The 24,327-nt window shown below is 69.3% G+C and carries 23 protein-coding genes and 1 pseudogene; 13 read left to right on the forward strand and 11 right to left on the reverse strand.

Translation table 11 applies throughout. The annotated features are described in order from the left end of the window. Nucleotides 1-266 (reverse strand): annotated as a pseudogene (locus AC1DXV_RS09850) (hypothetical protein); the annotation flags it as partial. Nucleotides 267-580: 314 nt separating this feature from the next. On the opposite strand from AC1DXV_RS09850, the gene AC1DXV_RS09855 reads away from it, so the two are divergent. Genes AC1DXV_RS09855 through AC1DXV_RS09865 form a run of 3 tightly spaced genes read left to right on the forward strand, consistent with a single transcriptional unit; the run spans nt 581 to nt 3,478 of the window. Then, complete coding sequence (locus tag AC1DXV_RS09855; RefSeq protein WP_477865305.1) at nt 581-1,408, forward strand: MipA/OmpV family protein; 828 nt, start codon at nt 581-583, stop codon at nt 1,406-1,408. Further along, nucleotides 1,408-2,094: a response regulator transcription factor gene (locus tag AC1DXV_RS09860; protein ID WP_477865306.1), complete on the forward strand. Its 687-nt coding sequence runs from the start codon at nt 1,408-1,410 to the stop codon at nt 2,092-2,094. Before AC1DXV_RS09855 ends, AC1DXV_RS09860 begins: the two co-directional genes overlap by 1 nt. Further along, on the forward strand, nt 2,078-3,478 hold the full coding sequence (locus tag AC1DXV_RS09865) for a sensor histidine kinase (protein ID WP_477865307.1): 1,401 nt from the start codon (nt 2,078-2,080) through the stop codon (nt 3,476-3,478). The genes AC1DXV_RS09860 and AC1DXV_RS09865 overlap by 17 nt, the downstream gene beginning before the upstream one ends. A gap of 11 nt (nt 3,479-3,489) precedes the next feature. Here the strand turns inward: AC1DXV_RS09865 and fdhF are convergent, their stop codons facing one another. Next, nucleotides 3,490-6,357 (reverse strand): formate dehydrogenase subunit alpha, encoded by a 2,868-nt coding sequence (gene fdhF, locus AC1DXV_RS09870; RefSeq protein ID WP_477865308.1) that lies wholly within the window; start codon nt 6,355-6,357, stop codon nt 3,490-3,492. Beyond that, entirely contained in the window at nt 6,357-8,153 is a 1,797-nt protein-coding gene (locus AC1DXV_RS09875; RefSeq protein WP_477933408.1) for an NADH-ubiquinone oxidoreductase-F iron-sulfur binding region domain-containing protein, read from the reverse strand. Before AC1DXV_RS09875 ends, fdhF begins: the two co-directional genes overlap by 1 nt. Before the next feature lie 217 nt (nt 8,154-8,370). Here AC1DXV_RS09875 and mobA point away from each other — a divergent pair, with 217 nt between their 5' ends. Together mobA and AC1DXV_RS09885 are read left to right on the forward strand one after the other, a co-directional pair. Further along, complete coding sequence (mobA, locus tag AC1DXV_RS09880; RefSeq protein WP_477933410.1) at nt 8,371-8,961, forward strand: molybdenum cofactor guanylyltransferase MobA; 591 nt, start codon at nt 8,371-8,373, stop codon at nt 8,959-8,961. A gap of 19 nt (nt 8,962-8,980) precedes the next feature. Next, on the forward strand, nt 8,981-9,385 hold the full coding sequence (locus AC1DXV_RS09885) for a gamma-glutamylcyclotransferase family protein (RefSeq protein WP_477865310.1): 405 nt from the start codon (nt 8,981-8,983) through the stop codon (nt 9,383-9,385). Here the strand turns inward: AC1DXV_RS09885 and AC1DXV_RS09890 are convergent. Beyond that, nucleotides 9,348-9,722, reverse strand: a complete 375-nt coding sequence (locus AC1DXV_RS09890) for a DUF779 domain-containing protein (protein WP_477865311.1) — start codon at nt 9,720-9,722, stop codon at nt 9,348-9,350. The two genes, AC1DXV_RS09885 and AC1DXV_RS09890, sit on opposite strands and share 38 nt — an antisense overlap. Then, nucleotides 9,722-11,242: an aldehyde dehydrogenase gene (adh, locus tag AC1DXV_RS09895; protein WP_477865312.1), complete on the reverse strand. Its 1,521-nt coding sequence runs from the start codon at nt 11,240-11,242 to the stop codon at nt 9,722-9,724. The genes AC1DXV_RS09890 and adh overlap by 1 nt, the downstream gene beginning before the upstream one ends. Nucleotides 11,243-11,526: 284 nt before the next feature. On the opposite strand from adh, the gene AC1DXV_RS09900 reads away from it, so the two are divergent. Genes AC1DXV_RS09900 through AC1DXV_RS09910 form a run of 3 tightly spaced genes read left to right on the forward strand, consistent with a single transcriptional unit; the run spans nt 11,527 to nt 14,270 of the window. Continuing rightward, nucleotides 11,527-13,401 (forward strand): sigma-54-dependent Fis family transcriptional regulator, encoded by a 1,875-nt coding sequence (locus AC1DXV_RS09900; protein WP_477933412.1) that lies wholly within the window; start codon nt 11,527-11,529, stop codon nt 13,399-13,401. Nucleotides 13,402-13,441: 40 nt separating this feature from the next. Then, complete coding sequence (locus tag AC1DXV_RS09905; protein WP_477864869.1) at nt 13,442-13,717, forward strand: PepSY domain-containing protein; 276 nt, start codon at nt 13,442-13,444, stop codon at nt 13,715-13,717. 4 nt (nt 13,718-13,721) lie between these two features. Then, nucleotides 13,722-14,270 carry a cytochrome b/b6 domain-containing protein gene (locus tag AC1DXV_RS09910; RefSeq protein WP_477864870.1) on the forward strand — a complete coding sequence of 183 codons (549 nt, stop codon included), beginning with the start codon at nt 13,722-13,724 and terminating at the stop codon, nt 14,268-14,270. Here the strand turns inward: AC1DXV_RS09910 and AC1DXV_RS09915 are convergent. Next, nucleotides 14,234-14,731: a hypothetical protein gene (locus AC1DXV_RS09915; RefSeq protein WP_477864871.1), complete on the reverse strand. Its 498-nt coding sequence runs from the start codon at nt 14,729-14,731 to the stop codon at nt 14,234-14,236. The two genes, AC1DXV_RS09910 and AC1DXV_RS09915, sit on opposite strands and share 37 nt — an antisense overlap. 34 nt (nt 14,732-14,765) lie before the next feature. Further along, complete coding sequence (locus tag AC1DXV_RS09920; protein WP_477864872.1) at nt 14,766-15,185, reverse strand: VOC family protein; 420 nt, start codon at nt 15,183-15,185, stop codon at nt 14,766-14,768. Nucleotides 15,186-15,217: 32 nt separating this feature from the next. On the opposite strand from AC1DXV_RS09920, the gene AC1DXV_RS09925 reads away from it, so the two are divergent. Continuing rightward, nucleotides 15,218-15,748, forward strand: a complete 531-nt coding sequence (locus AC1DXV_RS09925; protein WP_477864873.1) for a hypothetical protein — start codon at nt 15,218-15,220, stop codon at nt 15,746-15,748. 50 nt (nt 15,749-15,798) lie between these two features. Here AC1DXV_RS09925 and AC1DXV_RS09930 read toward each other — a convergent pair whose 3' ends face one another. Next, a complete protein-coding gene (locus tag AC1DXV_RS09930; RefSeq protein WP_477933414.1) occupies nt 15,799-17,172 on the reverse strand; it encodes a TolC family protein in 1,374 nt (457 codons plus the stop codon). 81 nt (nt 17,173-17,253) lie between these two features. On the opposite strand from AC1DXV_RS09930, the gene AC1DXV_RS09935 reads away from it, so the two are divergent. From AC1DXV_RS09935 to AC1DXV_RS09950, 4 genes are read left to right on the forward strand one after another with little or no spacing between them, the layout of a single operon-like run. After that, entirely contained in the window at nt 17,254-17,808 is a 555-nt protein-coding gene (locus AC1DXV_RS09935) for a TetR/AcrR family transcriptional regulator (protein WP_477933416.1), read from the forward strand. A gap of 26 nt (nt 17,809-17,834) precedes the next feature. After that, the gene (locus tag AC1DXV_RS09940) at nt 17,835-18,926 is read left to right on the forward strand and encodes an efflux RND transporter periplasmic adaptor subunit (RefSeq protein WP_477864876.1); all 1,092 of its coding nucleotides are present in this window, start codon (nt 17,835-17,837) and stop codon (nt 18,924-18,926) included. Then, nucleotides 18,923-22,063 carry an efflux RND transporter permease subunit gene (locus tag AC1DXV_RS09945; protein ID WP_477864877.1) on the forward strand — a complete coding sequence of 1,047 codons (3,141 nt, stop codon included), beginning with the start codon at nt 18,923-18,925 and terminating at the stop codon, nt 22,061-22,063. Before AC1DXV_RS09940 ends, AC1DXV_RS09945 begins: the two co-directional genes overlap by 4 nt. Beyond that, entirely contained in the window at nt 22,060-22,794 is a 735-nt protein-coding gene (locus AC1DXV_RS09950) for a MipA/OmpV family protein (RefSeq protein WP_477864878.1), read from the forward strand. Before AC1DXV_RS09945 ends, AC1DXV_RS09950 begins: the two co-directional genes overlap by 4 nt. A gap of 20 nt (nt 22,795-22,814) precedes the next feature. Here the strand turns inward: AC1DXV_RS09950 and AC1DXV_RS09955 are convergent, their stop codons facing one another. From AC1DXV_RS09955 to AC1DXV_RS09965, 3 genes are read right to left on the reverse strand one after another with little or no spacing between them, the layout of a single operon-like run. Next, nucleotides 22,815-23,063 (reverse strand): hypothetical protein, encoded by a 249-nt coding sequence (locus AC1DXV_RS09955; protein WP_477864879.1) that lies wholly within the window; start codon nt 23,061-23,063, stop codon nt 22,815-22,817. Between the two features lie 14 nt (nt 23,064-23,077). After that, nucleotides 23,078-23,776 (reverse strand): DsbA family protein, encoded by a 699-nt coding sequence (locus AC1DXV_RS09960; protein WP_477933418.1) that lies wholly within the window; start codon nt 23,774-23,776, stop codon nt 23,078-23,080. 7 nt (nt 23,777-23,783) lie between these two features. After that, nucleotides 23,784-24,302 carry a nuclear transport factor 2 family protein gene (locus AC1DXV_RS09965; RefSeq protein ID WP_477864881.1) on the reverse strand — a complete coding sequence of 173 codons (519 nt, stop codon included), beginning with the start codon at nt 24,300-24,302 and terminating at the stop codon, nt 23,784-23,786. Between the last annotated feature and the right edge of the window lie 25 nt (nt 24,303-24,327).

Raw genomic sequence — 24,327 nt, forward strand, 5'->3', positions numbered from 1 at the left:
GGGCTCGAGCGGCCTCGCTCGGCGCTGGCGGCGAGGTCCAGCGTGGGCAACAAGGCGGCGGCACCGGCGGTGCTCGCCGCGCGCGCATCGGCGATGCGCGCAYCGGCCTGCGCCAGCGTGGCGCTCACCTGCTGGCCGGCCTCGATCAAGCGCAGCAGCAGCGGATCGTCGAACTGCGCCCACCAGCGGCTCAGCTCGGCCCTGTCGCCGCCATGTGCTTCGTCGTGCGGCAGCGGCGCGTGCCATTGCAGCGGCAGCGACGGCAAGGTGCTGTCCGGGGATGCCTGCCCGGGTGCGGCTGCACAGCCGGCCAGCAGCAAGGCGGTGGCGACGAGCGCGGCTCGTTCTTTCGTTGGCGGGCTGCTGCGTCGTTGACGTTCGCTGCGCCGGGACTCCTGAGGGCTCATGAAGACGTTTCGCTTGTCGGTTGCCTGGCCACGCACGGCCGACGCCATCCTCGCGGTGCCTGTCTTTCCAGCTCCTTTCCGCACGGGTCGCCTGGCGGGGCCGCCCCGGAAAGTGCGCTGTAAGGCTCCACCGGGAATGATCCCGGCCACTCAACGACCTTCCAAGGCACCCCATGTCATTCCCTCACCCGCCAGGCCCCGGCCTGTTCGCACTGGTCATCGCCCTGTGCGGCGCTGCCTTCAACGCGACGGCCCAGCCGCCGGGCCCGGGTGGCCCGGACGGCCCCGGGCAAGGCAAGGGCGGCCCCGGCGGCAACGGCTGGGGCCTGGGCATCGCCGCGATCAACTCGCAGAAGGCCTACAAGGGCATCGACCGCGAGACCAAGGCGCTGCCGATGATCCGTTTCGAGAACGAGTACGTGAAAGTGGGCGGCCTGGGCCTGGAGGTGAAGATCCCCAGCCTCGAGCTCGGGGCGTCCGACCGCCTCAATTTCGCCATCGTGGGCAAGAAGGAATTCGGCGGCTACGAGGCCGATGACGCGCCGATCCTGGCCGGCATGGCCGAGCGCAAGTCCGGGTTCTGGGCGGGCGCCAAGGCCGAATGGGAGAACGATCTCGTCGATGTCAGCGCGCTGTGGCTTGCGGACACCGCCGGCCACAGCAACGGCCAGCGCTTCAGCCTGGGCCTGGAAAAGAAGTGGCGGGCGGGCCGGCAGGTGATGCTGATGCCGCACCTCACGGCCCACTGGCTCGACAGGCAGTACGTGGACTACTACTACGGCGTGCGGGCCGACGAAGCGACGACCGGGCGCGCCGCCTATGCCGGCGCCGCGGGAGTGAACGTGGAGCTCGGCGTGCGCGCCATGTACCTGCTGGATCGAAACAACGCGTTGATGCTCGACGTGGCGGCGACCAGCCTCTCGAAGCGCATCAAGGACAGCCCGCTCGTGGGCCGCTCCAGCACGAACCGCGTGCTCCTGGGCTACATGTACAGCTTCTGATGAGCAGGATCCTGCTGGTCGAGGACCACGAGCGGCTGGCGCAACTGGTCAGCAGCGGCCTGGGCGCCGCCGGCATCGCCGTCGACAGCGTGCAGCGCATCGATGAGGCCTGGTCCGCGCTCCAGCAGATGCCGTACGGCGCGCTGGTCCTCGACCGCGGGTTGCCGGATGGCGACGGGCTGTCGCTGCTGAAGCGGCTGCGCGACTCGACGCTGGGCATTCCCTGCCTGCTGCTGACGGCACGCGATGCACTGAGCGATCGCGTCGAGGGCCTGGACGCCGGTGCCGACGACTACCTGCCCAAGCCCTTCGCGATGGACGAGCTGGTGGCACGCGTTCGCGCGTTGCTGCGCCGCCCGTCGGGGTTGGTGCCGGCCGAGCCGGGACACGGCGACCTGCAGCTGCGGCCCGCCGAGGGCATGCTCCATTGCGGTGAAGAGTGCGTGTCGCTCGCCATCTCCGAGATGCAGATCATGCTGCTGCTCGCCCGCAAGGGGGGCGACACGGTGCGCCGCTCGGCGCTGGAAGCGGTGGCCTGGGGCTTGCGCGACCCGGTCACGCCCAATGCGCTGGACGTGGCCCTGCACCGGATCCGCCGCAAGCTGCGCGCCATCGGTTCGCGCCAGAAGATCATCAATGTGAGAGGCATCGGCTATGCGCTTCGTGAAGATGAATTGGCTGAGTAGCCTCAGCGTCAAGGTCCTGCTCGCCTACGTCATCGGTGCGGTGCTGAGCATCGTGCTGCTCATGGTGGCCTCCGCCGCGATCGTGCATTCGCAAGGCGACGCCTTGTCCGGCTTCGACGTGGCCAGCACCACCCGGGACCTGGCCGGCGAAATGCGGTTCGACAGCGCGGGCGTCCCGGTCGGCATCGGCGACGGGCGCCTGGACCGCCATGGAGACTTCCAGATCGACGACGACTTCAAGCTCGGGTGGATCTTCGACAGCCTGCAGCACGAGGCCGCCTACCGCGTGCTGGATGCCTCGGGCAAGGTGGTGCTGTTCTCGACCGCCGGGGTGGCGTTCTGGCCCGAGGCCGGGGCCTCGCGCCGGCTGGAGCGCGGGCGCTTCGAGTTCGAGCGCGACGGGGTCGCGATGCGTGGCGCCACCGAGATCGTGGAGCGCAACGGCAAGGTCTGGTACATGCAGTTTGCGGTCAGCACGCGCTTCCTGCACCTGATCTACCAGGCTTTCGCGCTGCCCTTCACGGGGGCCGGCATCACCTTGTTCAGCCTGGTCCTGCTCTTCGTCTTCGGCCCCTGCGTCTACATCACGCTGCGCTATGCGCTGAAGCCGGTGCGACGGATCTCGGAATCCGCCGCCGGGATTTCGCCACGCTCGATCCACGCGCGACTGCCGGCCCACGCGGTGCCCCGCGAGATCGCGCCGCTGGTGGAGAGTTTCAACCGGGTTCTCGAGCGCCTGGAGCAGGGCTACCGCATCCAGCAGGAGTTCCTGGCGACCGCGGCCCATGAGCTCAAGACGCCGCTCGCACTGGTGCGTGCACAGGTCGAGCTCGGCGCGCCGTCGGCCGAACGCAGCATGCTGCTGGGCGACGTCGAGCACATGAGCCGGCAGGTGCAGCAACTGCTTCACCTGGCTGAGGCGAGTGAAGCGCAGAACTATCACCCCGTCACCGTCGACATGCGCGAGGTGGTGCACGAGGCTGCCACCTACCTGCAGCGCATGGCGAATGCCGCGGGTGTGCGCGTGGAGCTGCCGAAGCAGGCCGTCGGCGTCTGCTGGACGGCCGATCGTGGCGCGCTGTTCACGCTGTTGAAGAACCTGCTGGAGAACGCCATCCAGCACACCCCGGCGGGGACGCTCGTGAGCGTGGAGGTCGACGCCACGACGCTGTCGGTGCGCGATTGGGGGCCGGGCGTTCCGCAGGATCAGCTGCCGAAGATCTTTGCCCGCTTCTGGCGCGGCCACCATCGCCGCGACCAGGGGGCCGGGCTCGGCATGGCCATCTGCCAGGAGATCGCGGTGGCCCATGGGTGGTCGCTGGGCGCGTACCGGGCGGATCCGGGGCTGCGTGTCGTCGTGTCGAGGCCGGCGCCGATGGCGTGAGCTTCACGCCATCAGGCCACGCTCTCCGCCGGCAACCCCTCGCGACCGTAGCCCACCGTGGCCGCCGGCGTACCGCCGGCCGTGACGGCGACCGCGCAGTACTTGAACTCCGGGATCTTGCCGAACGGATCGAGTGCCGCGTTGGTCAGCAGGTTCGCGGCCGCCTCGTAGTAGGCGAACGGAATGAAGACGGTGCCGGTGGGTGTGCCATCGTCGCGCCGCACGCTCAGCGCGACTTCGCCACGCCGTGACTTCACCGTGATCACGTCGCCCGCGTTGACCTGCAGCTTGCGCAGGTCGCCGCCGTTCATCGACGCGGTGGCCACCGGCTCGATCGCATCGAGCACGCTCGCGCGCCGCGTCATGCTGCCGGTGTGCCAGTGCTCCAGCTGCCGGCCGGTGATCAGCACGAACGGGAAATCCGCATCCGGCCGCTCGTTGGCCGGAATGATGTCCGCCGGCACCAGCTTGACCCGGCCGTCGCGGGTCGGGAACGTGTCGATGAAGACGGTCGGCCGGCCCGGATCGTCGTCGGTCAGGCACGGGTAGGTCACGCTCTGCTCGCGCTCGATGCGCTCCCAGCTGATGCCGCTGATGGCGGTGTGCATCGCCTGGCGCATCTCCTCGTAGACCTCGGCCACGCCGCACTCCGGCCCCTGGTAGTTCCAGGGCAGGCCCATGCGCCGCGCGATCTCCTGGATGATCCAGAGATCGGGCTTCGCATCGCCCGGCGGCGTCAGCGCGCGGCGCCCCATCTGCACCATGCGGTCGGTGTTGGTGACGGTGCCGGTCTTCTCCGGCCAGGCGCTGGCGGGCAGCACGACATCGGCGTACCAGGCCGTCTCGGTCATGAAGATGTCCTGCACCACCAGGTGCTCGAGCGAGGTCAGCGCATGGCGGGCATGGTTGAGGTCGGGGTCGCTCATGGCCGGGTTCTCGCCCATGATGTACATGCCGCGGATCTTGTGCGGATCCGTCTCGGGCGCGAGCGCCTTGTGCATGATCTCGACCACCGTGTAGCCGGGCTTGTCGTCGAGCGGCGTGTTCCAGAACTTCTCGAACCAGGCGTGCGCGTCCACGTTGTCGACGCGCTGGTAGTTCGGCAGCATCATCGGGATCAGCCCCGCGTCGCTCGCGCCCTGGACGTTGTTCTGGCCGCGCAGCGGGTGCAGGCCGCTGCCCGGCTTGCCGATCTGGCCGGTGACGGTCGCGAGCGCGATCAGGCAGCGCGCGTTGTCGGTGCCGTGCACGTGCTGGCTGATGCCCATGCCCCACAGGATCATCGACGCCTTGCTGGTCGCGAACTCGCGCGCCACCTCGCGGATCGTCTGCGCCGGAATGCCGCAGATCGGCGCCATCGCTTCGGCGCTGTAGCCCTTCACGTTCTCCTTCAGCGCCTCGAAGTTGTTCGCGCGCCGCGCGATGAAGTCTTCGTCGACCAGGCCTTCGTCGATGACCGTGTGGATCAGCGCGTTGAGCAGCGCCACGTCGGTGTCGGCGTTGAACTGCAGCGTGCGCCACGCGTGGCCCCCGATGTCGGTGATGCGCGGATCGGCGAGCACGATCTTGGTGCCGCGCTGGGCGGCGTTCTTCATCCAGGTGGCCGCCACCGGGTGGTTGGCCGTCGGGTTCGAGCCGATCACGAGGATCAGGCCCGCATGCTCGACATCGTTGACCTGGTTGCTCACCGCCGCGGAGCCGACCCCTTCGAGCAGCGCCGCGACGCTGGACGCGTGGCACAGCCGCGTGCAGTGGTCGACGTTGTTGCTGCCGAAGCCGGTGCGCACCAGCTTCTGGAACAGGTAGGCCTCCTCGTTGCTGCCCTTGGCCGACCCGAAGCCGGCCAGCGCCTTCAGGCCGTGCGTGTCGCGCAACGCGGCGAGCTGGCTTGCGGCCAGGTCGAGCGCCTCTTCCCAGGTCGCCTCGCGGAACACCTCGCTCCAGTCGGCGGGGTCGCCGATGGCATCGGGATGCTTGGGCACGCCCGGCTTGCGGATCAGCGGCTTGGTCAGGCGCTGCGGATGGTGGGCGTAGTCGAACCCGAAGCGGCCCTTCACGCACAGGCGGCTGTGGTTGGCCGGGCCGTCGCGCCCGTCGACGCTGACGATCTGCTCGTCCTTCACGTTGTAGGTGAGCAGGCAGCCGACGCCGCAGAACGGGCAGACGGAATCGACCTTGCGATCGACCTCCTGCGCGCCGATGTGGCTCTTGGGCATCAGCGCACCGGTCGGGCAGGCCTGCACGCACTCGCCGCAGGCCACGCAGGTGCTGTCGCCCATGCCGTCCTGCAGGTCGAACACGATGGCGCTGTCATGCCCGCGGAAGGCATAGCCGATCACGTCGTTGACCTGTTCCTCGCGGCACGCGCGCACGCAGCGGTTGCACTGGATGCACGAATCCAGGTTCACCGCCATCGCCGGATGCGACAGGTCGGGCGCCGGCTGCTCGCGGGCGATCGCCGCCAGCGCGGGGCGCACGTTGACGTCCATGCGCGAGGCCCAGTCGCTGAGCTCGCCGTGCTGGCGGGTCGCGTCGTCGCCGATCCACTTGTGGCCCTGCGCCGGCATGTCCGAGAGCAGCATCTCGAGCACCATCTTCTGGCTCCTGACGGCGCGTTCGCTGGTGGCCTGCACCTTCATGCCGGCGGTCGGCGCGCGGCAGCAGCTCGGCGCGAGCGTGCGTTCGCCGTCGATCTCGACCATGCACGAGCGGCAGTTGCCGTCGGCCCGGTAGCCCGGCGTGTAGCACAGGCGGGGAATGCTCACGCCCACGCGATCGGCGACCTGCAGGATGGTCTCGCCGCCGAAGGCCTGGACGGACTCGCCGTCCAGCGTGAACTCGACGCCGGGGATCAGGACATTTCGTTCGGGCGCATTCATCACGACACCTCGTGGGGAAAGTATTTCTGGACGCAGCGCACCGGGTTCGGCGCCGCCTGGCCGAGGCCGCAGATCGAGGCGTCGACCATCACCTGGTTCAGGTCTTCCAGCGTGCCGTGGTCCCACAGCGGCTCGGCCATCAACGCGGCCGCCTTGCTGGTGCCGACCCGGCACGGCGTGCACTGGCCGCAGCTCTCGTGCTCGAAGAACTTCATCATGTTCATCGCAGCATCGCGCGCCTTGTCGTGCTGGCTCAAGACGATGACGGCGGCCGAGCCGATGAAGCAGCCGTGCGGCTGCAGCGTGTCGAAATCGAGCGGCAGGTCGGCGAGGCTCGCCGGCAGGATCCCGCCGGACGCGCCGCCGGGCAGGTAGGCGTAGAGGTCGTGGCCGGGCAGCATGCCGCCGCAGAACTCGTCCACCAGTTCGCGCAGGCTGATGCCCGCCGGCGCCAGCTTGACGCCCGGCTCGCGCACGCGGCCGCTGACGCTGAACGAACGCAGCCCGTGGCGCCCGTTGCGGCCGGGGCCGCTGAACCAGGCCGGGCCGCGCTGCACGATGTCGCGCACCCAGTACAGCGTCTCGAAGTTGTGCTCGAGCGTCGGCCGCCCGAACAGGCCGATCTGCGCGATGTAGGGCGGGCGCATCCGCGGTTCGCCGCGCTTGCCTTCGATGCTCTCGATCATCGCGGACTCCTCGCCGCAGATGTACGCACCGGCGCCGCGCCGCAACTCGATGTGCGGCAGCGTGCACGGCGGGTCGGCCTTCAGCCGTGCCAGCTCGCGCTCGAGGATCGCGCGGCAGCCGTGGTACTCGTCGCGCAGGTAGATGTAGCAGGCCTCGGTGCCCACCACCGCGGCGGCGACGAGCAGGCCCTCGAGGAAGCGGTGCGGATCGCGTTCGAGGTAGGTGCGGTCCTTGAACGTGCCGGGCTCGCCTTCGTCGATGTTGACGGCCATCACGCGCGGGGCCGGCTGCTGCATCACGATGCCCCACTTGCGCCCGGCCGGGAATCCCGCGCCGCCCAATCCACGCAGGCCGGAATCGGTCATCGCCTTCAACACGTCGGCCGCCAGGATCTGCCCGGACGCGACCGCTGCCGCGAGCTCGTAGCCGCCACCCTGCCGGTAGGCGTCGTAGCCGACGTAGGCGGGTGCCACCTCCTGCGGTGCGCGGGTGATCGGCGCGGCACCGGCAGCGCCGGCGTCGAAGGCGCCATCGTCGCGCGGCAGCGCATGGCGGGCCGAGCCCGCATCGACGGCGGCCTGGACGGTTGCCGCCCTGGCATGCACCACCGGCGCCTGCCCGACGATCGCGACCGGCGCCTGTTCGCAGCGGCCCACGCAGGGTGCCGGGATGACCCGGACCGCGGTGCCCAGCAGCGCCGGCAGGCGCGCGAGCAGGTCCTGCGCGCCGGACATCTCGCACGACAGCCCGTCGCACACGCGCACCGTGAGCGATGCGGGTTGCTCGTCACCGCGCAGCACCTCGAAGTGGTGATAGAAGGTTGCGACCTCGAAGACCTCGGCCATCGACAGCTTCAACTCGCGGGCCAACGCCACCAGGTGCCGGTCGTGCAGGCCGTTCCACGCGTCGTTGATCAGGTGCAGGTATTCGATCAGCAGGTCGCGCCGGTGCGGCCCCGGGCCGATGAGCACCTGCACTTCCTCGAGCGACACGTGGTCCGGCTGGCGTCCCTTCAGCTTGTTCTTGCGGCGAAGGCGGCCGCGCATCTCGTCGACGGAAGCGAGTGGCACGGTGCCGGGATCGCTGGGGCGCGTGGCTGTTGTCGTCATGTCGTCGTCGAAGCGGGGTGCGCTCCGGCCAGTGGGTCAAGCGATGTCGGAATCGTGGAGACGCGCTGCTTGAACGGAGACGAGGGACAAGGGACAAGGGACGAGGGGCCGCGTCATTGACGCAGCGCAGCATTCATCTTCACCCGGTTTGGGCGATCCTAGTCGATATCCTTGACCGAGGATATCGCTCGACCAAAGCAGCAGAATCGAGGCCGACATGATCCAACGTGAGCAGATCACCGCGCTGATCCTGGCAGGCGGCCGGGGCAGCCGCATGGGCGGCGTCGACAAGGGCCTGCAGACGCTCGATGGCGAGCCGCTGGTGCAGCACGCCTTGCGGCGCATCGCGCCCCAGGTCGGTTCGGTGATGATCAGCGCCAACCGGCATCCGGAGGTCTATCGCGGCTACGGTGTGCCCGTGCTGGCCGACGCCGACACCGACTACCCGGGCCCGCTGGCGGGCTTCCTCGCCGGCCTGACCCACTGCCGCACCGACTGGATGGCAACGGTGCCCTGCGACACGCCGCGGTTTCCCGACGATCTCGTGATGACCCTGGCTGCAGCGGCCGGCGACGCGCGGGCGGTGGTGGCAGTCACCGAAGAGGCCGGTGAACGGCAACGGCAGTCGGTGTTCTGCCTGCTGAGGGCGGATCTGCATGTCGACCTGGCCGCCTACCTCGCCGAGGGCGGCCGCAAGATCGAGCGTTGGCTGGAGCGGCAAGAATGCGTCGACGTGCTGTTCGACGATGCCGACGCCTTCTTCAATGCCAACACGATCGACGAACTGCGCCGGCTCGGCGGCGCCTGACAGCTCACCCCATCTCGCCATGCCGGATTCCACCGAAACGACAGAGCAGCTCTTCTCGTACGGCACGCTGCAGCTCGAGTCCGTGCAGCGCGACACCTTCGGCCGCACGCTGGCGGGCACCCAGGACGCGCTGCCGGGCTACACGCTGACGCTGCTGGAGATCCACGACGCAGCCGTCATCAAGTCGAGCGGCAAGACGCATCACCCGATGCTGGTGTTCACCGGCCGCGACCAGGACCGGGTCGACGGCACGGTCTTCGCGCTGACGCCTGAAGAGCTGCGCAACGCAGACAGCTACGAGGTGGCCGACTACCGCCGCGATCGGGTCACGCTGGCTTCAGGCGTGTCGGCCTGGGTGTACGTCGACGCGCGGCAGCCCCGAGGCCTCACCCCGAACCCAACACCCCCCACTCCTCATCGGTGAACAGCCGCGACCGCGTCAGGAACCGCAGCCCCTCCGGCCCCTCCACCGAGAACATCCCGCCGCGCCCCGGCACCACGTCGATGATCAGCTGCGTGTGCTGCCAGTACTCGAACTGCGGGCCGCTGATGTAGAACGGCATGCCGCCGATGTGCCCCAGCAGGCGGTCGTAGTCGCCGACGATGAACTCCCCCTGCGGGTAGCACATCGGCGCGCTGCCATCGCAGCAGCCGCCCGACTGGTGGAACATCAACGGCCCGTGCTTCAGCTGCAGCCGCTCGATCAGTGCGAGCGCCGCGTCGGTGGCCGTCACGCGCAGGACCTCGGCGCTCGCTTCCATCAGAAGAACCCGAGCTTGTGCTCGCTGTAGTTCACCAGCAGGTTCTTGGTCTGCTGGTAGTGGTCGAGCATCATCTTGTGGTTCTCGCGGCCGATGCCCGATTGCTTGTAGCCGCCGAAGGCCGCATGCGCCGGGTAGTGGTGGTAGCAGTTGGTCCACACGCGCCCGGCCTGGATGCCGCGGCCCATGCGGAAGGCGGTGTTCATGTCGCGGCTCCATACGCCGGCGCCCAGCCCGTACAGCGTGTCGTTGGCGATCGACAGCGCCTCTTCCTCGTCCTTGAAGCGCGTGACCGACACCACCGGCCCGAAGATCTCTTCCTGGAAGATGCGCATCTTGTTGTGGCCCTCGAAGATCGTCGGCTTCACGTAGTAGCCGCCCTCGAGCTGGCCGGGCAGCATGTTGCGCTCGCCGCCGATCAGCACCTTGGCGCCCTCCTGCCGGCCGATGTCGAGGTACGACAGGATCTTCTCCAGCTGCTCGCTCGAGGCCTGCGCGCCGATCATCGTCGACGGGTCGAGCGGGCTGCCCTGCTTGATGGCCGCCACGCGCTTGACCGCGCGCTCCATGAAGCGGTCGTAGATCGATTCCTGCACCAGCGCGCGCGACGGGCAGGTGCAGACCTCGCCCTGGTTCAGCGCGAACATCGCGAAGCCTTCGAGCGCCTTGTCGAAGAATGCGTCGTCCTTCTCCATCACGTCGGCGAAGAACACGTTGGGCGACTTGCCGCCCAGCTCCAGCGTCACCGGGATCAGGTTCTGGCTCGCGTACTGCGAGATCAGCCGACCGGTCGTGGTCTCGCCGGTGAAGGCGATCTTGCCGATGCGGTTGCTCGACGCGAGCGGCTTGCCCGCCTCCAGCCCGAAGCCGTTGACGACGTTGAGCACGCCGGGCGGCAGCAGGTCGGCCACCGTCTCGAGCAGCACGAGGATCGACACCGGCGTCTGCTCGGCCGGCTTCAGCACCACGCAGTTGCCGGCAGCGAGTGCCGGCGCCAGCTTCCACACCGCCATCAGGATCGGGAAGTTCCACGGGATGATCTGGCCCACCACGCCGATCGGCTCGTGGAAGTGATAGGCCACCGTGTCGTTGTCGATCTGGCTGACGCCGCCCTCCTGCGCGCGGATCGCCGACGCGAAGTAGCGGAAGTGGTCGATCGCCAGCGGCAGGTCGGCCGCCGTGGTCTCGCGGATCGGCTTGCCGTTGTCCCAGGTCTCGGCCGCGGCCAGCATCGCCAGATTGGCCTCCATGCGATCGGCGATCTTGTGCAGCAGGTTCGCGCGTTCCGTCGTCGAGGTCTTGCCCCAGGCGGTCTTCGCCTTGTGCGCGGCGTCGAGCGCGCGGTCGATGTCTTCGGCCGTCGAGCGCGGGATCTCGCAGAACGGGCGGCCGGTCACCGGCGTGATGTTCTCGAAGTACTGGCGCCCGGACGGCGCCGTCCACTCGCCGCCGATGTAGTTGCCGTAGCGCTTCTTGAAGTCCACCGGGGTGCCGAACTTGCCGGGGTCGAGCTTGTCCATCTTTGCGTCTCCGATCTGGGTGTGATGGGCACCGCCCACTGCAGCGCCGCGGTACCTGGTTTGCAACGCGCGTACCCGCTCGGCTGGGTACTTACCCCAGGGCCGGCCGATGCGCGGCCACGACATCGCCCGGCCCCGCTGTGCCCTCGCCATCGGCGCGCCCATCAGAACCGGACGACAACCGGACGCGCGGGTCGGGTTTCGCGATCTGCGACACATCCGTGCGAGGATGTCGCGCGACATGTCGCGTGCTGCGACACGTTGCCCACGAGATCGGAGACAGCATGAAAGAGGCGCAGGCGCTTTCGCTGCGGGTCGAGCACGCCCGCGATCTGTTCTTCCTGCAGGGCCAGGCCCTGTCGGGCGATGAAGGCCTGGCGCCGCACATCTCGCGCTCGTGGCGGCGCTGCCAGGGCATCGGCCCGGCCGTGGCCGAACCCGAGCCGCTGCTGCGGCAACACCTGCGTGAGCGCCGCGAGCAGGCCATGCAGATGCTCGCGTGCGCACAGCCCGAGCTCGACAGCCTGACCGAGCACGCGCTGAGGGCCAGCTGCGTCGTGATCCTCACCGATCCGTCAGGGCTCATCCTCGAGGAGATCGGCAGCCCCGAGTTCCTGCCGAAGGCGCAACGCATCGCGCTCGCGCCGGGCGTCGAATGGTCCGAGACGCGCCGCGGCACCAATGCCATCGGCACCGCGCTGCTGGAGCGCCAGTCGCTGATGGTGCTGGGCGGCGAACACTTCCTGCCGCAGAACGGGGCGATCGGCTGTGCCGCATCGCCGATCTTCAACGGGCGCGGCGAGATCGCCGGCGTGATCGACATCTCCGGCGAAGCCGCGCAGGTCAACGACCACACGCTCGGCCTGGTGCGCATGGCGGCGCAGCAGGTCGAGCACCGGCTGATGCTGGCGCAGGCCAGCGGGCACCTGCTGCGCTTCCATGCCAAGCCCGGTTTGCTGGGCACCGCGCGCGAGGGCTTGATCGTTATCGACGAGGGCCGGATCGTCGCCGCCAACCGGGTCGCCCTCGGGCTGCTCGGCACGGCGTGGGCGGGCTTGCTCGAGCGGCCGGCGGAAGCACTGATCGGTGCGCGCTGGTCGCAGCCTCACCACGGCTCCGGGTTGCTGACGCTGCCCGATGGCCGGCAGATCGCGGCGACGCTGGAGCGCGCAGAGCGGCCGGCGGCGTCACGCAGTACGGCGCGACCCCTCGCCAAGGCAGTCGACGACGATGCGTTGCCCGCCGTGGACGACACGGCGCCGCTGCTGCACAGCGCCTGCAAGGTGCTCGACCAGGGCCTGCCGGTGCTGATCACCGGCGAGACCGGCAGCGGCAAGGAGGTGTTCGCCCGCCGGCTGCACCAGGCATCGCGCCGCAGCAAGGGGCCATTCGTCGCCGTCAACTGTGCGGCGCTGCCGGAAGCGCTGATCGAGGCCGAGCTGTTCGGCTACGAGGCGGGCGCCTTCACCGGGGCCCGTCGGCGCGGCATGCCGGGGCGCATCCGCGAAGCCGCCGGCGGCGTGCTGTTCCTCGACGAGATCGGCGACATGCCGCTGCTGCTGCAGACGCGGCTGCTGCGCGTGCTCGAGGAGCGCATGGTCGTGCCGCTCGGTGGCGGCCCGGGCATCCCGGTCGACTTCGACCTCGTCTGCGCCACCCACCAGGACGTGTCGGCGATGAGTGCCGGGCAGGCCTTCCGGGCCGACCTGCTCTACCGGATCGACGGCTACCGCGTCGCGATCCCGGCTTTGCGTGATCGGCACGACCGGCGAGCGCTCATCGAGCAGCTGTTCGGCCCGCTGGCGAAGGCGAAGCAGCTGTCGCTGGACCCCGCTGCCCTCGACCGGCTCGACGCTCACGCCTGGCCGGGCAACGTACGGGAGCTGGCCCACGTGCTGCGCGCGCTCGTCGCGCTGGCCGACGATGGTGCGCTGCTCGGCGTCGAGCAGTTGCCGGAGCGCGTGCTGTCCGGATCGGCACAGGCTCGGCGGCACCTCGCCGTCACGACCGAGCCCGCGCTGTCGAGCGTCGTCGAGGACACCATCGATCGCGCGCTGTCGGAATGCGGAGGCAGCGTCGCCGAGGCGGCCAAGCGCCTCGGCATCCATCGCAGCACGCTGTACCGCCACCAGGCCAGGGCTCGCCCAGGCGGCCGCTGAAACCTGCGATTCCACCCTTGACTTCGTTGAAAGGTTCGCCATGAAGCAACTCACCCTCGCCGCCCTGATCGGCATCGTCGCGGCCGCGCCGCTCAGCGCCTTCGCCAAGGCTGACTGCAAGGCCTACCCCAAGGCCGAATGGATGAAGGAAGCCGATGCCAAGGCCAAGCTCGAAGGCCAGGGCTACACGATCAAAAAATTCAAGGTCGACGGCAACTGCTACGAGATCTACGGCAAGAACAAGGAAGGCAAGAAGGTCGAGATCTACTTCGACGCCAAGACGCTGGAGCCGGTGAAGTCCGAAATCGAGAAGTGAACCGATGCCCGCGCTGCCCGATGGCCGCGTCCGCGTGTGGGATGTCGTCGTTCGGCTGTGCCACTGGAGTCTCGCGGCGCTGGTGGTGCTGAATCTCGTGCGCGACGACGGCGACTGGTGGCACCGGCTCGCCGGCTACATCACCGTCGGCGTGGTGGCGGTGCGTTGCCTGTGGGCGGCGCTGCACCGGGGCCCGGGTGGCTGGCGCGCGCTGAAGCCCTCGATCGGCGACACGCTCGCCTACCTGCGCGGCGGCGCGCCGCGCACGCTGGCGCACAACCCGCTGGGCCTGTGGATGGTCTGGCTGCTGTGGCTGCTGGTGCTGCTGCTCGGGTTCACCGGGTGGATGAGCCGGCTCGATGCCTTCTGGGGCGACGAGCGCGTGCACGACCTGCACGCCTGGCTCGCGGACACCTTGCTGGCCTCGGTCGTGGTGCACCTGGCCGGCGTCGCCGTGATGAGCTGGCGCTGGCGCGAGAACCTGCCCGCGACGATGCTCAGCGGGCGCAAGCGCCCTCAGGCTGCGGCGCGCGCGGAACGAGGCAGGAAATAGCGCTTCGCCTTGGCTGAAAAGGCATACGCATGGGCCCACCACGCGAACAGTACCGGGAAGATGATGATGCGCCCCATGAACCCGCCGGCGCGCTCCGCGTCGTTCGCATACTGCGTGGTGTCGTGCCCGAAGATGGAGAACATCGCGACACCTGCAATGACGGCCAAGCCGAACCAGCGCCCGGCCCAGTGCCGCCGGTACACGCCGACAACCGCCAGCACCAGCAGGGCGAAGACTCCCACCCGCCATGCAAGCATCCAGGCAGCAGTGACCGGACTGATCGCCCCGATACGCGCTGCCATCACGAACTGAGCGCCGCGGATGAACCCCCAGCAGTAGAGCGTGATGCCCGCCAGCAGAAACAGCAGCAGGATCCAGACCGATATCGGACGGCGAACCGCTTCGTCCTTCGGGCCCTCGGTCATGGCACTGGCGGGCGGGCTGTAGGGATTTCGGATCATGGCGTCTGGTGTCTCGCGATCCGGCCATTCTGGCCTACGCCACCTGATGGTCCGAGGGCATCGCCGCGGGATCCATCCAGATCGCGCCCCACAGGTGCTGGTCGGGGTCGGCCAGATCCCGGCCGTACATGAAGCCGAGGTCCTGCACCGGGTTCACGTCGGCCTGGCCACCGTGCGCGGCAGCGGCCTGGTTCATCCGGTCGACGGCCTCCCGGCTGTCCACGGTCAGGCCCAGCATGACCCCGCTGGTGCCGACGGGTGGAAGCGGCCGCTCGGTGAAGGTGCGCCATTTGGCGTGGGTCAGCAGCATCGCGTGGATCGTCTCGCTCCAGACCATGCAGGCTGCGGTGTCGTCACTGAATTGCGGGTTCTGTTCGAATCCCAGCGCCTTGTAGAAGGCGACCGAGGCTGCGAGGTCGGTGACCGGAAGGCTCACGAAGATCATCTTTGTCACGGGGTTTCTCCTGGTGGTGCAACGAGGGCTGAATGAAGCGTCTGCGGTTTGCGGGCTTCATCCATGCGACGTTCGACGGCCGCCCGGATCGACAAGCTCATCGGCATCCCGATGCGTTAACGTTGCCGGTCCTGCTTCCTCGGCTCGACCCCATGCTTGGTTCTCGTCTGTTTCCCCTGCTCTTGCTGTCCCTCGCCGCCACCGCGGGAGCTCAAGACAGCGCACCGCTCGAACAGTCGCTGACGGGCCAGTGGGCCAGCACCGATCGACAGTTCGTGGAGTTCCGGGCGGACAAGACCTTCCGGATGTATCCCAAGTGTGGCCGCGAAGCCGAGGAGTGGAAGCAGCGCGGCACGCCGTTCCTGCCTGCCACCTGGGAAGTCGCCGACGGCAACCACCTGAAACTCACGGTGACACTCGAAGAGAAATCCAGGACCGTCGATTCGACCGTGATGCTGGCCGGCGACGAACTGCGCATCGTGGATGGCCAGGGCCGCACGACCGTGAATCGGCGCTACGTCGGCGCGTGGCCGCCCGCCTGCCCGGCCAATCCTTTGCGCTAGAAGCCCGTGCCCGATCATGTGTTCGCCGACCTGTACGAATCCGTGTGAATTCAGACCCCGCCGGCAAAGGCCCGTCGCACCGCCACGGCCGCAGCCCATTGCGCACCGCGCGCCTGCAGCAGAGCATCTTGCGCACGCAGGTGGCTGCGGTGCACGTCGAGCACGGTGTCCAGCCCGACGAGCCCGGCGTCGAACATGCGCCGGCTGCGGCGTGAGGCATCGGCGCCGGCACGCAACGCCTGTTCCAGCGCACTGACACTGGCGTCGGCCGCAACCTGCTGCACCAGCGCGATGTCCGCATCGGCCAGTGCACCCAGCATCGCCTTCTCGTACGCCGCCATGGCCTCCTCGGCCCGCGCCTCGTGGACCGCGATGTTCGCGCGGATGCGGCCACCATCGAGGATCGGCAGCGACACCGTCAGGCCGTAGCCGACGACCAGCGCGGGCGACGCACTGGCCCCATCCACACTCAGTCGCTCCTTGCGGCCGGCCCAGTCGAGCTGGATGCGTGGGTAGAGGTCTCGCTTGGCCACGCCGAGACGCGCCGCGGCGGCCTCGACCGCGCGGGCCTGCAGTTGCACATCGGGCCGACGCTCCAGCAGTTCGGCGGGCAGCGGCGCGAGCACGGTCGGCGCGCTGGCGGCGGTGCTGCCGGACACGGTACCCGGCTGCGTCGCACCCGTCAGCACGGCCAGTTGCCGCAGCCGGCTGCGCCGCGCACCTTGCAGCTGGGCCGCGCTGGCTTCTTCCTGGCGCAGCTCGGCAATGAGCCGGTCGACGTCCAGCGCGCTGGATTGACCGACCTCGAAGCGGCGCCGCGCCACCTCGATCTGCCGCTGCAGCGTCGTGGCAGCGTCAAGGCTCACAGCCTCGCGCTGCGCCAGCGCCTGGACCTCGAACCAGGCCGTGGCCACCTCAGCGGCAATGGCCACGCGCATCGCCTGATGCGCCAGCTCGGCGCCCTGCGCATCGCGCGTGGCGGCGGTGCTGGCCAGCCCCTTGGCACCGAACAGGTCCGCCTCCCAACTGGCACGAAAGCCGACAGCGGTGACGTCGGCCTTGGGGTCCGCGCTCGAATCGCGCCCCCGGCGCGCGCCCGCGGCCAGGCCGAGCTGTGGCAGGCGCTCCGCATCGGCCGCGTCGACCCCGGCGCGTGCCTGGGCCACGCGCGCCGCGGCGATGCGCAGGTCGCGGTTGGCGTGCAGCGCGGAGTCGATCAACGCATCGAGTTCAGCACTGCCGAAGTCGCGCCACCAGGCGTCGGGGGCACGACTGGCTCCAGGTGAAGCGGACGGCGTGTCGACGCTCCACGCGGCAGGCACCGCGAGCGAGGCCGCAGGGGGCACGACGGATGTGGCGCAGCCTGCCAAGGCCAGCAGCCAGGCGGCAACAGCACCGAGGTGGGTTCGAGCAAACGGGGGCATGAGCGATCTCCGGGGTTGACGGGTCAGAGTCAATTACTGTACTATACGTACAGTACAGTTTCAATCCTCAAGGAGGCCCGCATGACCAACCCACCCGGGCGCAGCAGCTCACGCGAAAAGCTGCTCGACGCCGCTGCCGGACTGATCTCGAAGCACAGCGTCCAGGAGATGACGCTCGAAGGCGTCGCCGCCGCCGCCGGGGTCACCAAGGGCGGCCTGATCTATCACTTCAAGACCAAGGACGAGCTGCTCGGCGCACTGGTCGAGCGCATGGTCGAGCTGCTCGACCAGCGCAGCCGGGCCAAGGCGGCCAAGCGCGGCGACACCACCAGTGCACTGCTGCAGGCCCTGGTCGACGACACCTTCGACATGCCGGCCAGCGAGAAGCTGCTGCTGACGAACCTGCTCGCCGCGGTCACCAGCTATCCGCACCTGCTCGGCCCCGTGCAGCAGTCCTATGACCGCCTGTACGGCGAGTTCGTCGACGCCGGCCCGCAGGCTGGCCTCGCGCTCGCCATCACGGCGGCGCTCGACGGCCTCTCGCTGCTCGAACTGCTGAACCTGCACCAGTTCAGCAAGCGGCAGCGCGAAGCCATGCGCCAGGCGCTGCAGCAGCTCGCTCAGACCGTCACCTGATCAACCTCCTTTCCGGATTCACCACCATGTCACCGCATCACCACAAGGGCGCTGTTGTCGTCCTCCTGGCGGCCCTGCTCACCGCGTGCGCCAAGGAACCCACACCGTCCGTCGTCGTGCCGCGCCCCGTCAAGGTAGAAGTTGTTGCTGACGGCACCACGACGGCCAGCGAGGCCTTCATCGGCACACTGCGCGCGCGTCAGCGCGCCGATCTCGGCTTCGAATCTCCGGGGCGCATTGCCGTCATCCTCGTCGACGTCGGAGACCGCGTGCGTGCTGGCCAGGTGCTTGCGCGTCTGGAGGAATCGCCAGCTCGTTGGCGCCTCGACAAGGCCGAAGCCGACCGCGCCTCGGCTGCGACAGTGCTTGCAGAGCGCAGCACCCAGCTACGGCAGCACGAGTCGCTCGCGAAGGACCAGATCGTCTCGGCAACCACGCTGGAGTCGGTACAGACGCAGCATCAACTGGCGACCGGCCAACTGCAAGCCGCCGAGGCGGCGCTCGCATCGGCACGTCGGGATCTTGCGCTGATGCGCGTCACCGCACCGTTCGACGGCGAGATCGTCGCGCGAGCAGCCCAGCCGCACACCGACATCGCAGCCGGCCAGCCGATACTGCAGATCGAGGCGGGTCAGGCGCTGGAGGTGGTGGCGATGCTGCCCGAATCGGTGGCATCGCATCTCACGCCGGGCCAGGTCGCCACAGCTGGCTCGCTGCCGCTGACGCTGGAGCGGCTTTCGACCCGCAATGAGAACGGCTCGCTGGTACAGGCAGTCTTCCGCATCGCGGGTGCCGCCACGAGCTTGCGCAGCGGCAGTGTCGTCTCGGTGGAACTGCCGCGCAAGGCGAACGCCGCGCTCTCGGTACCCGCTCCCGCGCTGCTGGCCGGAGCGGGCCCAGGCACAGCGAGCGTCTTCCTGCTCGATAGCACCAAACATCAACTCGTGCGCCGTGCCATCCAGATCGGCGACGGCGTGCTCCCGGGCGGTCGCCTGCCGGTGAAGGCGGGCCTGGCCGCAGGCGACCAGGTCGTCGTCGCCGGCGTCGCCTTCCTGAACGAAGGCCAGGCCGTGGTGCGGCAGGAGCCGCAGACGCTGCTGCACGGAGCGCAACCATGAGGCTCACCGAATCGGCGCTCGGCGCCAGCCGGCTGACCTTCTTCGTGGCCGCGCTGGTGCTGGTGGCCGGCGTGCTGGCCTTCCTGAAGTTCCCGTCGCAGGAGGAGCCTTCCACCACCATCCGCGACGCGATGATCTTCGTCGCCAACCCCGGGTTGCCGGTCGAGCGCATGGAGCAGCTCGTCGCCCGGCCGCTGGAAGAGCGGCTGCGCCAGCTGCCCGAGTTGAAGCACGTGGCGAGCGTGGTGCGCACCGGCAATGTCATCGTGCAGGTGACGGCGCACGAGAGCGTGTCCGACCTGCCGGCGGTCTGGCAGAAGCTGCGCGCCAAGGTGGCCGAGGTGTCGCCGCAGTTTCCGGACGGCACGCTGCCGGCGGACATCAACGACGACTTCGGCCGCGTGGCGGTGGCCTCCATCGCCGTCACCGCGCCCGGCTTCGCGATGAGCGAGATGCGCCAGCCGCTCAAGCAGCTGCGCGACCGGCTGTACGAGCTGCCCGGCGTGCAGGGCGTCAGCTTCCACGGCCTGCAGGACGAACGCGTCTACATCGAGTTCGACCGCGCGCGCCTCGCCGGGCTGGGCCTCGGGGCACCGGCCGTGCTGCAGCAACTGCAGCAACAGAACGTCGTGCTCTCCGCCGGCCAGGCGGTGCTCGGCGGTTTGAACAGCGCGCTGGTGGCCTCGGGCGAGATCAGGTCGCTGGAGGCGCTGCGCAATGTCGTGCTGAGCGTGCCCGAACGCGGCGGCCACCACGACGCGACCCTGCGCCTGTCGGACATCGCCAGCATCCGCGTGCTGCCGGCCGATCCGCCGGAATCGTCCGCGGTCTACCAGGGCGAGCCGGCCGTGGTGCTGGGTGTATCGATGCGCGCGGGCCAGAACGTGCAGGCCTTCGGCCAGGCGCTGAAGGCGCGCGTGGCCGAACTGCAGCAACTGCTGCCGGCCGGCTTCACGCTCGAGTACGTGACCTTCCAGGCCGACGTGGTCGGGCGCGAGATGGGCAAGATGAACCGCGTGATGGGCGAGACCATCGTCATCGTGATGGCGGTGGTCGTGCTGTTCCTGGGCTGGCGCGCCGGGCTCGTGGTCGGCAGCATCGTGCCGCTGACCATCCTGGGCACGCTGGTGGCGATGCAGATGCTGTCGATCGAGCTGCACAACGTCTCGATGGCGGCCATCATCATCGCGCTGGGCCTGCTGGTGGACAACGGCATCGTGATCGCCGAAGACATCGAACGGCGCCTCGCGGCCGGCGAAGCCCGTCGCCAGGCCTGCATCGATGCGGGCCGCACGCTGGCCATCCCGCTGCTCACCTCGTCGCTGGTGATCATCTTCGCGTTCTCGCCGTTCTTCTTCGGCCACACCTCGATCAACGAGTACCTGCGACCGCTGGTGATCGTGCTCGCGCTGTCGCTGCTGGGCTCGTGGCTGTTCTGCCTGACGGTGACGCCGCTGCTGTGCTACCACTTCCTCCAGCCTTCGCACCACGCCGCACAGGGCGAGCCGGCCGCCGAGTCGCGTTTCTACCGCGGCTACCGGCGCGTCATCGGCCAGGTGCTCGACCACAAGGCGGTGTTCCTTGGCGCGATGGGGGTGATGTTCACGCTCGCGATGGCCATGCTGGCCAGCGTGCCCGCGGGCTTCCTGCCGCCGTCCGACCGGCCGCAGTACCAGATCGCCATCGAACTGCAGCCCGGCAGCGATTCGCGTGCCACGCTCTCCACCGTGCAGGCCATCAGCCGCTGGTTGGCCGACAGGAAGGCCAACCCCGAGGTGACGACCAGCATCGGCTACGTGGCCGACGGCGGGCCGCGCATCATCCTCGGACTGAACCCGCCGCTGCCGGCTTCGCACATCGGCTACTTCACCGTGGGCGTGAACGGCAAGGAGGCGCTCGACCCGATGATCGTGCGCACCCGTGCCTGGCTGGCACAGGCCCACCCGGAGCTGCGCGCCGATGTGAAGCGCTTCTCGCTGGGCGCGACCGACGCCGGCACCGTGGCCTACCGCATCGCCGGCCCGGACGAGCACGAGTTGCGCCGACTGGGCGAGCAGCTGCAGACCGCGCTGCGCGGCGTGCCCGGCGTGGTCGGCGTGCGCGACGACTGGGACGGCCGCGTGCCGCGCCTGGACGTGCAGATCGACCAGCGCAAGGCGCGGCGCCTGGGCATCACCAGTGAGGACGTGGCCACCTCGCTGGGTGCGCGCTTCAGCGGCCTGGCCGTCTCGGCGCTGCGCGACGGCGACACGCTGGTGCCGCTGGTCGTGCGCGGCTCCGAGGCCGAGCGCCAGCGGCCCGAGGAGGTGGTGAACAGCCTGGTCTACCCGGCCTCCGGTGCCGCGCCGGTGCCGTTGTCGGCGGTGGCGACGCTCACGGTCAACTCGGAGCCCTCGGTCATTCGCCGCCGCGACCTGTCGCGCACGCTGACCGTGCAGGGCCGCAGCGAAACGCAGACCGCGCAGCAGGTGGTGGACCGACTCGCGCCGACCGTGGCAGCGCTCGCGCTGCCGCCGGGCTACCGCATCGAGCTGGGTGCCGAGATCGAAGACGCGGCCGAGGCCAACGCCGCGCTCGGCGACTACCTGCCGCACGCCGTGGTGGCGATGCTGATCCTCTTCGTCTGGCAGTTCGGCTCGTTCCGCAAGCTGGCGCTGATCCTCGCCATCATCCCGTTCGCACTGATCGGCGTGGCCCCCGCGTTGAAACTCGCCGGCGAGCCGCTGGGCTTCATGGCCAACTTCGGCCTGCTCTCGCTGGCCGGCATCATCGTCAACAACGCCGTGCTGCTGCTCGAGCGCATCGAGGCCGAACTGCACGCCGGCCGCGCGATGCGCGAAGCGGTGGTGGCCTCGGCGGTGCAGCGGCTGCGGCCGATCGTCATGACCAAGCTGACCTGCGTCGCCGGCCTGGTCCCGCTGCTGCTGTTCGGCGGGCCGCTGTGGTCGGGCATGGCGGTCACCATCATCGGCGGCCTGGCACTGGGCACGCTGGTCACCCTCGGGCTGGTGCCGGTGCTGTACGAGCTGCTGTTCGGCGGGCGGCTCGCGCGCTGGCTGGCGCGCGCGGACGGCACCCCTGCTACATCCCCTTCGACCGCTTTCCCTGCTGATTCTTCTCCCTCTGCAACGACATGAATCCACGCCAGTTCGTCTCACCCCTTCTCGTGCTGGCCGTCTCGCTCACGCAAGCAGGTCCCGTCGCGGCCGCCGAACCACGCCTGGAAGGCGACATCGGCCTCGGCGCGATGCGTTCGCAGACCCAGACACGTGGCGTGCAGCCGAAGACCGAGGCCCTGCCGTACCTGAACTTCGAGTACGGCCCCGTCTTCGCCCGCGTCGACACCTTCGGCATCAAGGCATTTCCGCTGGGCTACGGCCATGTCGAGCTCGTCGGCCAGTACCGCGGCGATGGCTACGATTCGACGGTGCTGAGCCGGCGCCAGGATTCGCTGCCGCTGGGCCTGGGCACGCTGCAGATCACGCCGATCGGCGCGTTCGGGCTGCAGGTGTTGCACGACCTCGGCAAGTCTGGTGGGAACCTCGTGCAGGCGCGCTACCTGGCCGAGTTGCCGCTGGGGCGGGTCACCGTCTACCCGGAGCTGGGCGCCGAATACCAGTCCCGGGCCTACACGGGCTACTACCGCGGCACGAGGAGCGCCGATGCCGCAGCGCTGGGGCAGGCGTATCAACCGGGGTCCGCCTTGAACCCCTACGTCGGCGCCATGGTCGAGGCGCGGCTCGCGGACCGGTGGTATCTCGACGCCTACGTGCGGCGGACCTTTGCCGACGATTCGATCGCACGCAGYCCGCTGGTCGTCACAGCTCACGTGAGTTCGCTGCTGCTGGCCGTGAGCTACCGCTTCTGAGGCGGGGGGCTGACATATCGTCAGGGCGTGAACGGGAAGGTGGCCTCGAAACTTTTCAGCTCTTCAGCGAGCGTCCCGCGGCTGCGGAAATGCCGGCCGGCCTTCCCGTACCAATACTCGGCGTCTTCCAGGTCACCCTCCTGAACGTGCAGGATGCCGTGCAGCCAGGCCGCCAGGGGCGAGTCGTCCTGTTGAACGAGGTTGTGCGCCTCGGTCCATTGCCCGGCCTGCAGGTGAGCCAGGACCTGACGAAGATGGGCGGGGTTCATGGCACCAGCCGAGTTCACGGCGCACAGCCGTCGAGGCCGCAGACCAAGGGCGCGTCGCCCGTCGCTGCCGCCGTGGCACCACCCACCTGCTGCGTCAGCCAGCTGCGCCAGGCCTCCGGCTGGCCGAGGTAGGGGCCGATGTCCACGAGGGTGAAACGGGCCTCGCGCTCCAGCGCGAAGGTCGGGAAGCCCTGGCCACCGATGCGCCTCAGCAGCGCCCGGCTCTGTTCGATGTGTGCCTGCGTGGCAGCGCCCTGGAGGCGCTGGTACGCGATGCCGAAGGCCTCGACGTCCAGCCCGAGTGCCGCGGCCAGTTGCTCGAGCACGGCGGGGTCGGCGATGCGACGGCCTTCGACGTAGTGCGCCTGCTGCAGGCGCGACAGCATGTCCAATCCGGTGCCGGCCTGTTCGGCGGCGGCCAGCATCGCGGTGATGGGCGGCGCTGAATCCAGCACGGCGCCGGTGTCACGCAGCAGGCCGTCGAAGTAGGCCTGCCCGAACGGCTGACCACTGGCCTGCGCGATGCGATGGTCGTGGGTCATCACGAACTGTCGCAACTCGGGGGTGACCGCACGTCGTGCTGCGCCCGCCATCATGCCGCCGCCGTGCGCCTGCACGCGAAGCGTGTCGCGGGCCGCGCGGACCAGCGGCGCGGCGCCGTAGCACCAGCCGCACAGCGGATCGTGGATGTAGTGCAGGGTCGGATCGCTCATGGCGCACTCAGTACATCGGACGCTTGTTGACGGCGTCGGCGGGCACGGCCTGCATCACGTCCCAGTGCTCGGCGATCAGGCCCTTCTCGACGCGGAAGATGTCGACGATCACCATCTCCGGCGCGTCGCCCCTCTTCGGCGAGCGGGTCTGCACGAAGACGAGGTCGCCCTCGGCCGCCACCCGCAGGAACTCGATCCTGGATTTGGGCGCGTTGAGCAGCCCGATCTTCTCGACGAACTGCTTCACGGCCTCGGTGCCGTCGCCGATGTAGGGGTTGTGCTGGATGTAGTCCTTGGACCAATAGCGGTCAAGGACGGTCAGGTCGTGGTCACCGAACAGCCCTTGATAGGCCTTCAGCACCAGGGCCTTGTTCGCTGCGGCCTGGCCGTGGGCCTTCGGCGCGGCCTGGGTGCCGGGCTTCGCTTCGGCGGCCCGGGCAGCCGGCAGCATCGTCGCGGCGGCAAGCGCCAGCGCACACGTCGCTGCGGGCAGGAGGGCCAGGCCCAGGGTCTTGAAGGTCGTCATCGGATGCTCCAGCGAGTGCGGTTGT

The sequence above is a fragment of the Rhizobacter sp. P3_C12 genome (assembly GCF_056402735.1).

Coding starts and splice junctions, on each gene's coding strand:
- adh (WP_477865312.1), bottom strand. CDS start 11,242: ATGGACAAGCTCGACCCCGGCAAGTTCGGCACCCCGGTGGACTTCAAG.
- AC1DXV_RS09900 (WP_477933412.1), top strand. CDS start 11,527: ATGAAAGAGGCGCAGGCGCTTTCGCTGCGGGTCGAGCACGCCCGCGAT.
- AC1DXV_RS09865 (WP_477865307.1), top strand. CDS start 2,078: ATGAATTGGCTGAGTAGCCTCAGCGTCAAGGTCCTGCTCGCCTACGTC.
- AC1DXV_RS09860 (WP_477865306.1), top strand. CDS start 1,408: ATGAGCAGGATCCTGCTGGTCGAGGACCACGAGCGGCTGGCGCAACTG.
- AC1DXV_RS09965 (WP_477864881.1), bottom strand. CDS start 24,302: ATGACGACCTTCAAGACCCTGGGCCTGGCCCTCCTGCCCGCAGCGACG.
- AC1DXV_RS09930 (WP_477933414.1), bottom strand. CDS start 17,172: ATGCCCCCGTTTGCTCGAACCCACCTCGGTGCTGTTGCCGCCTGGCTG.
- AC1DXV_RS09890 (WP_477865311.1), bottom strand. CDS start 9,722: ATGGAAGCGAGCGCCGAGGTCCTGCGCGTGACGGCCACCGACGCGGCG.
- AC1DXV_RS09940 (WP_477864876.1), top strand. CDS start 17,835: ATGTCACCGCATCACCACAAGGGCGCTGTTGTCGTCCTCCTGGCGGCC.
- AC1DXV_RS09945 (WP_477864877.1), top strand. CDS start 18,923: ATGAGGCTCACCGAATCGGCGCTCGGCGCCAGCCGGCTGACCTTCTTC.
- AC1DXV_RS09855 (WP_477865305.1), top strand. CDS start 581: ATGTCATTCCCTCACCCGCCAGGCCCCGGCCTGTTCGCACTGGTCATC.
- AC1DXV_RS09905 (WP_477864869.1), top strand. CDS start 13,442: ATGAAGCAACTCACCCTCGCCGCCCTGATCGGCATCGTCGCGGCCGCG.
- mobA (WP_477933410.1), top strand. CDS start 8,371: ATGATCCAACGTGAGCAGATCACCGCGCTGATCCTGGCAGGCGGCCGG.
- AC1DXV_RS09875 (WP_477933408.1), bottom strand. CDS start 8,153: ATGACGACAACAGCCACGCGCCCCAGCGATCCCGGCACCGTGCCACTC.
- AC1DXV_RS09960 (WP_477933418.1), bottom strand. CDS start 23,776: ATGAGCGATCCGACCCTGCACTACATCCACGATCCGCTGTGCGGCTGG.
- AC1DXV_RS09885 (WP_477865310.1), top strand. CDS start 8,981: ATGCCGGATTCCACCGAAACGACAGAGCAGCTCTTCTCGTACGGCACG.
- AC1DXV_RS09955 (WP_477864879.1), bottom strand. CDS start 23,063: ATGAACCCCGCCCATCTTCGTCAGGTCCTGGCTCACCTGCAGGCCGGG.
- AC1DXV_RS09925 (WP_477864873.1), top strand. CDS start 15,218: ATGAAGCGTCTGCGGTTTGCGGGCTTCATCCATGCGACGTTCGACGGC.
- fdhF (WP_477865308.1), bottom strand. CDS start 6,357: ATGAATGCGCCCGAACGAAATGTCCTGATCCCCGGCGTCGAGTTCACG.
- AC1DXV_RS09935 (WP_477933416.1), top strand. CDS start 17,254: ATGACCAACCCACCCGGGCGCAGCAGCTCACGCGAAAAGCTGCTCGAC.
- AC1DXV_RS09915 (WP_477864871.1), bottom strand. CDS start 14,731: ATGATCCGAAATCCCTACAGCCCGCCCGCCAGTGCCATGACCGAGGGC.
- AC1DXV_RS09910 (WP_477864870.1), top strand. CDS start 13,722: ATGCCCGCGCTGCCCGATGGCCGCGTCCGCGTGTGGGATGTCGTCGTT.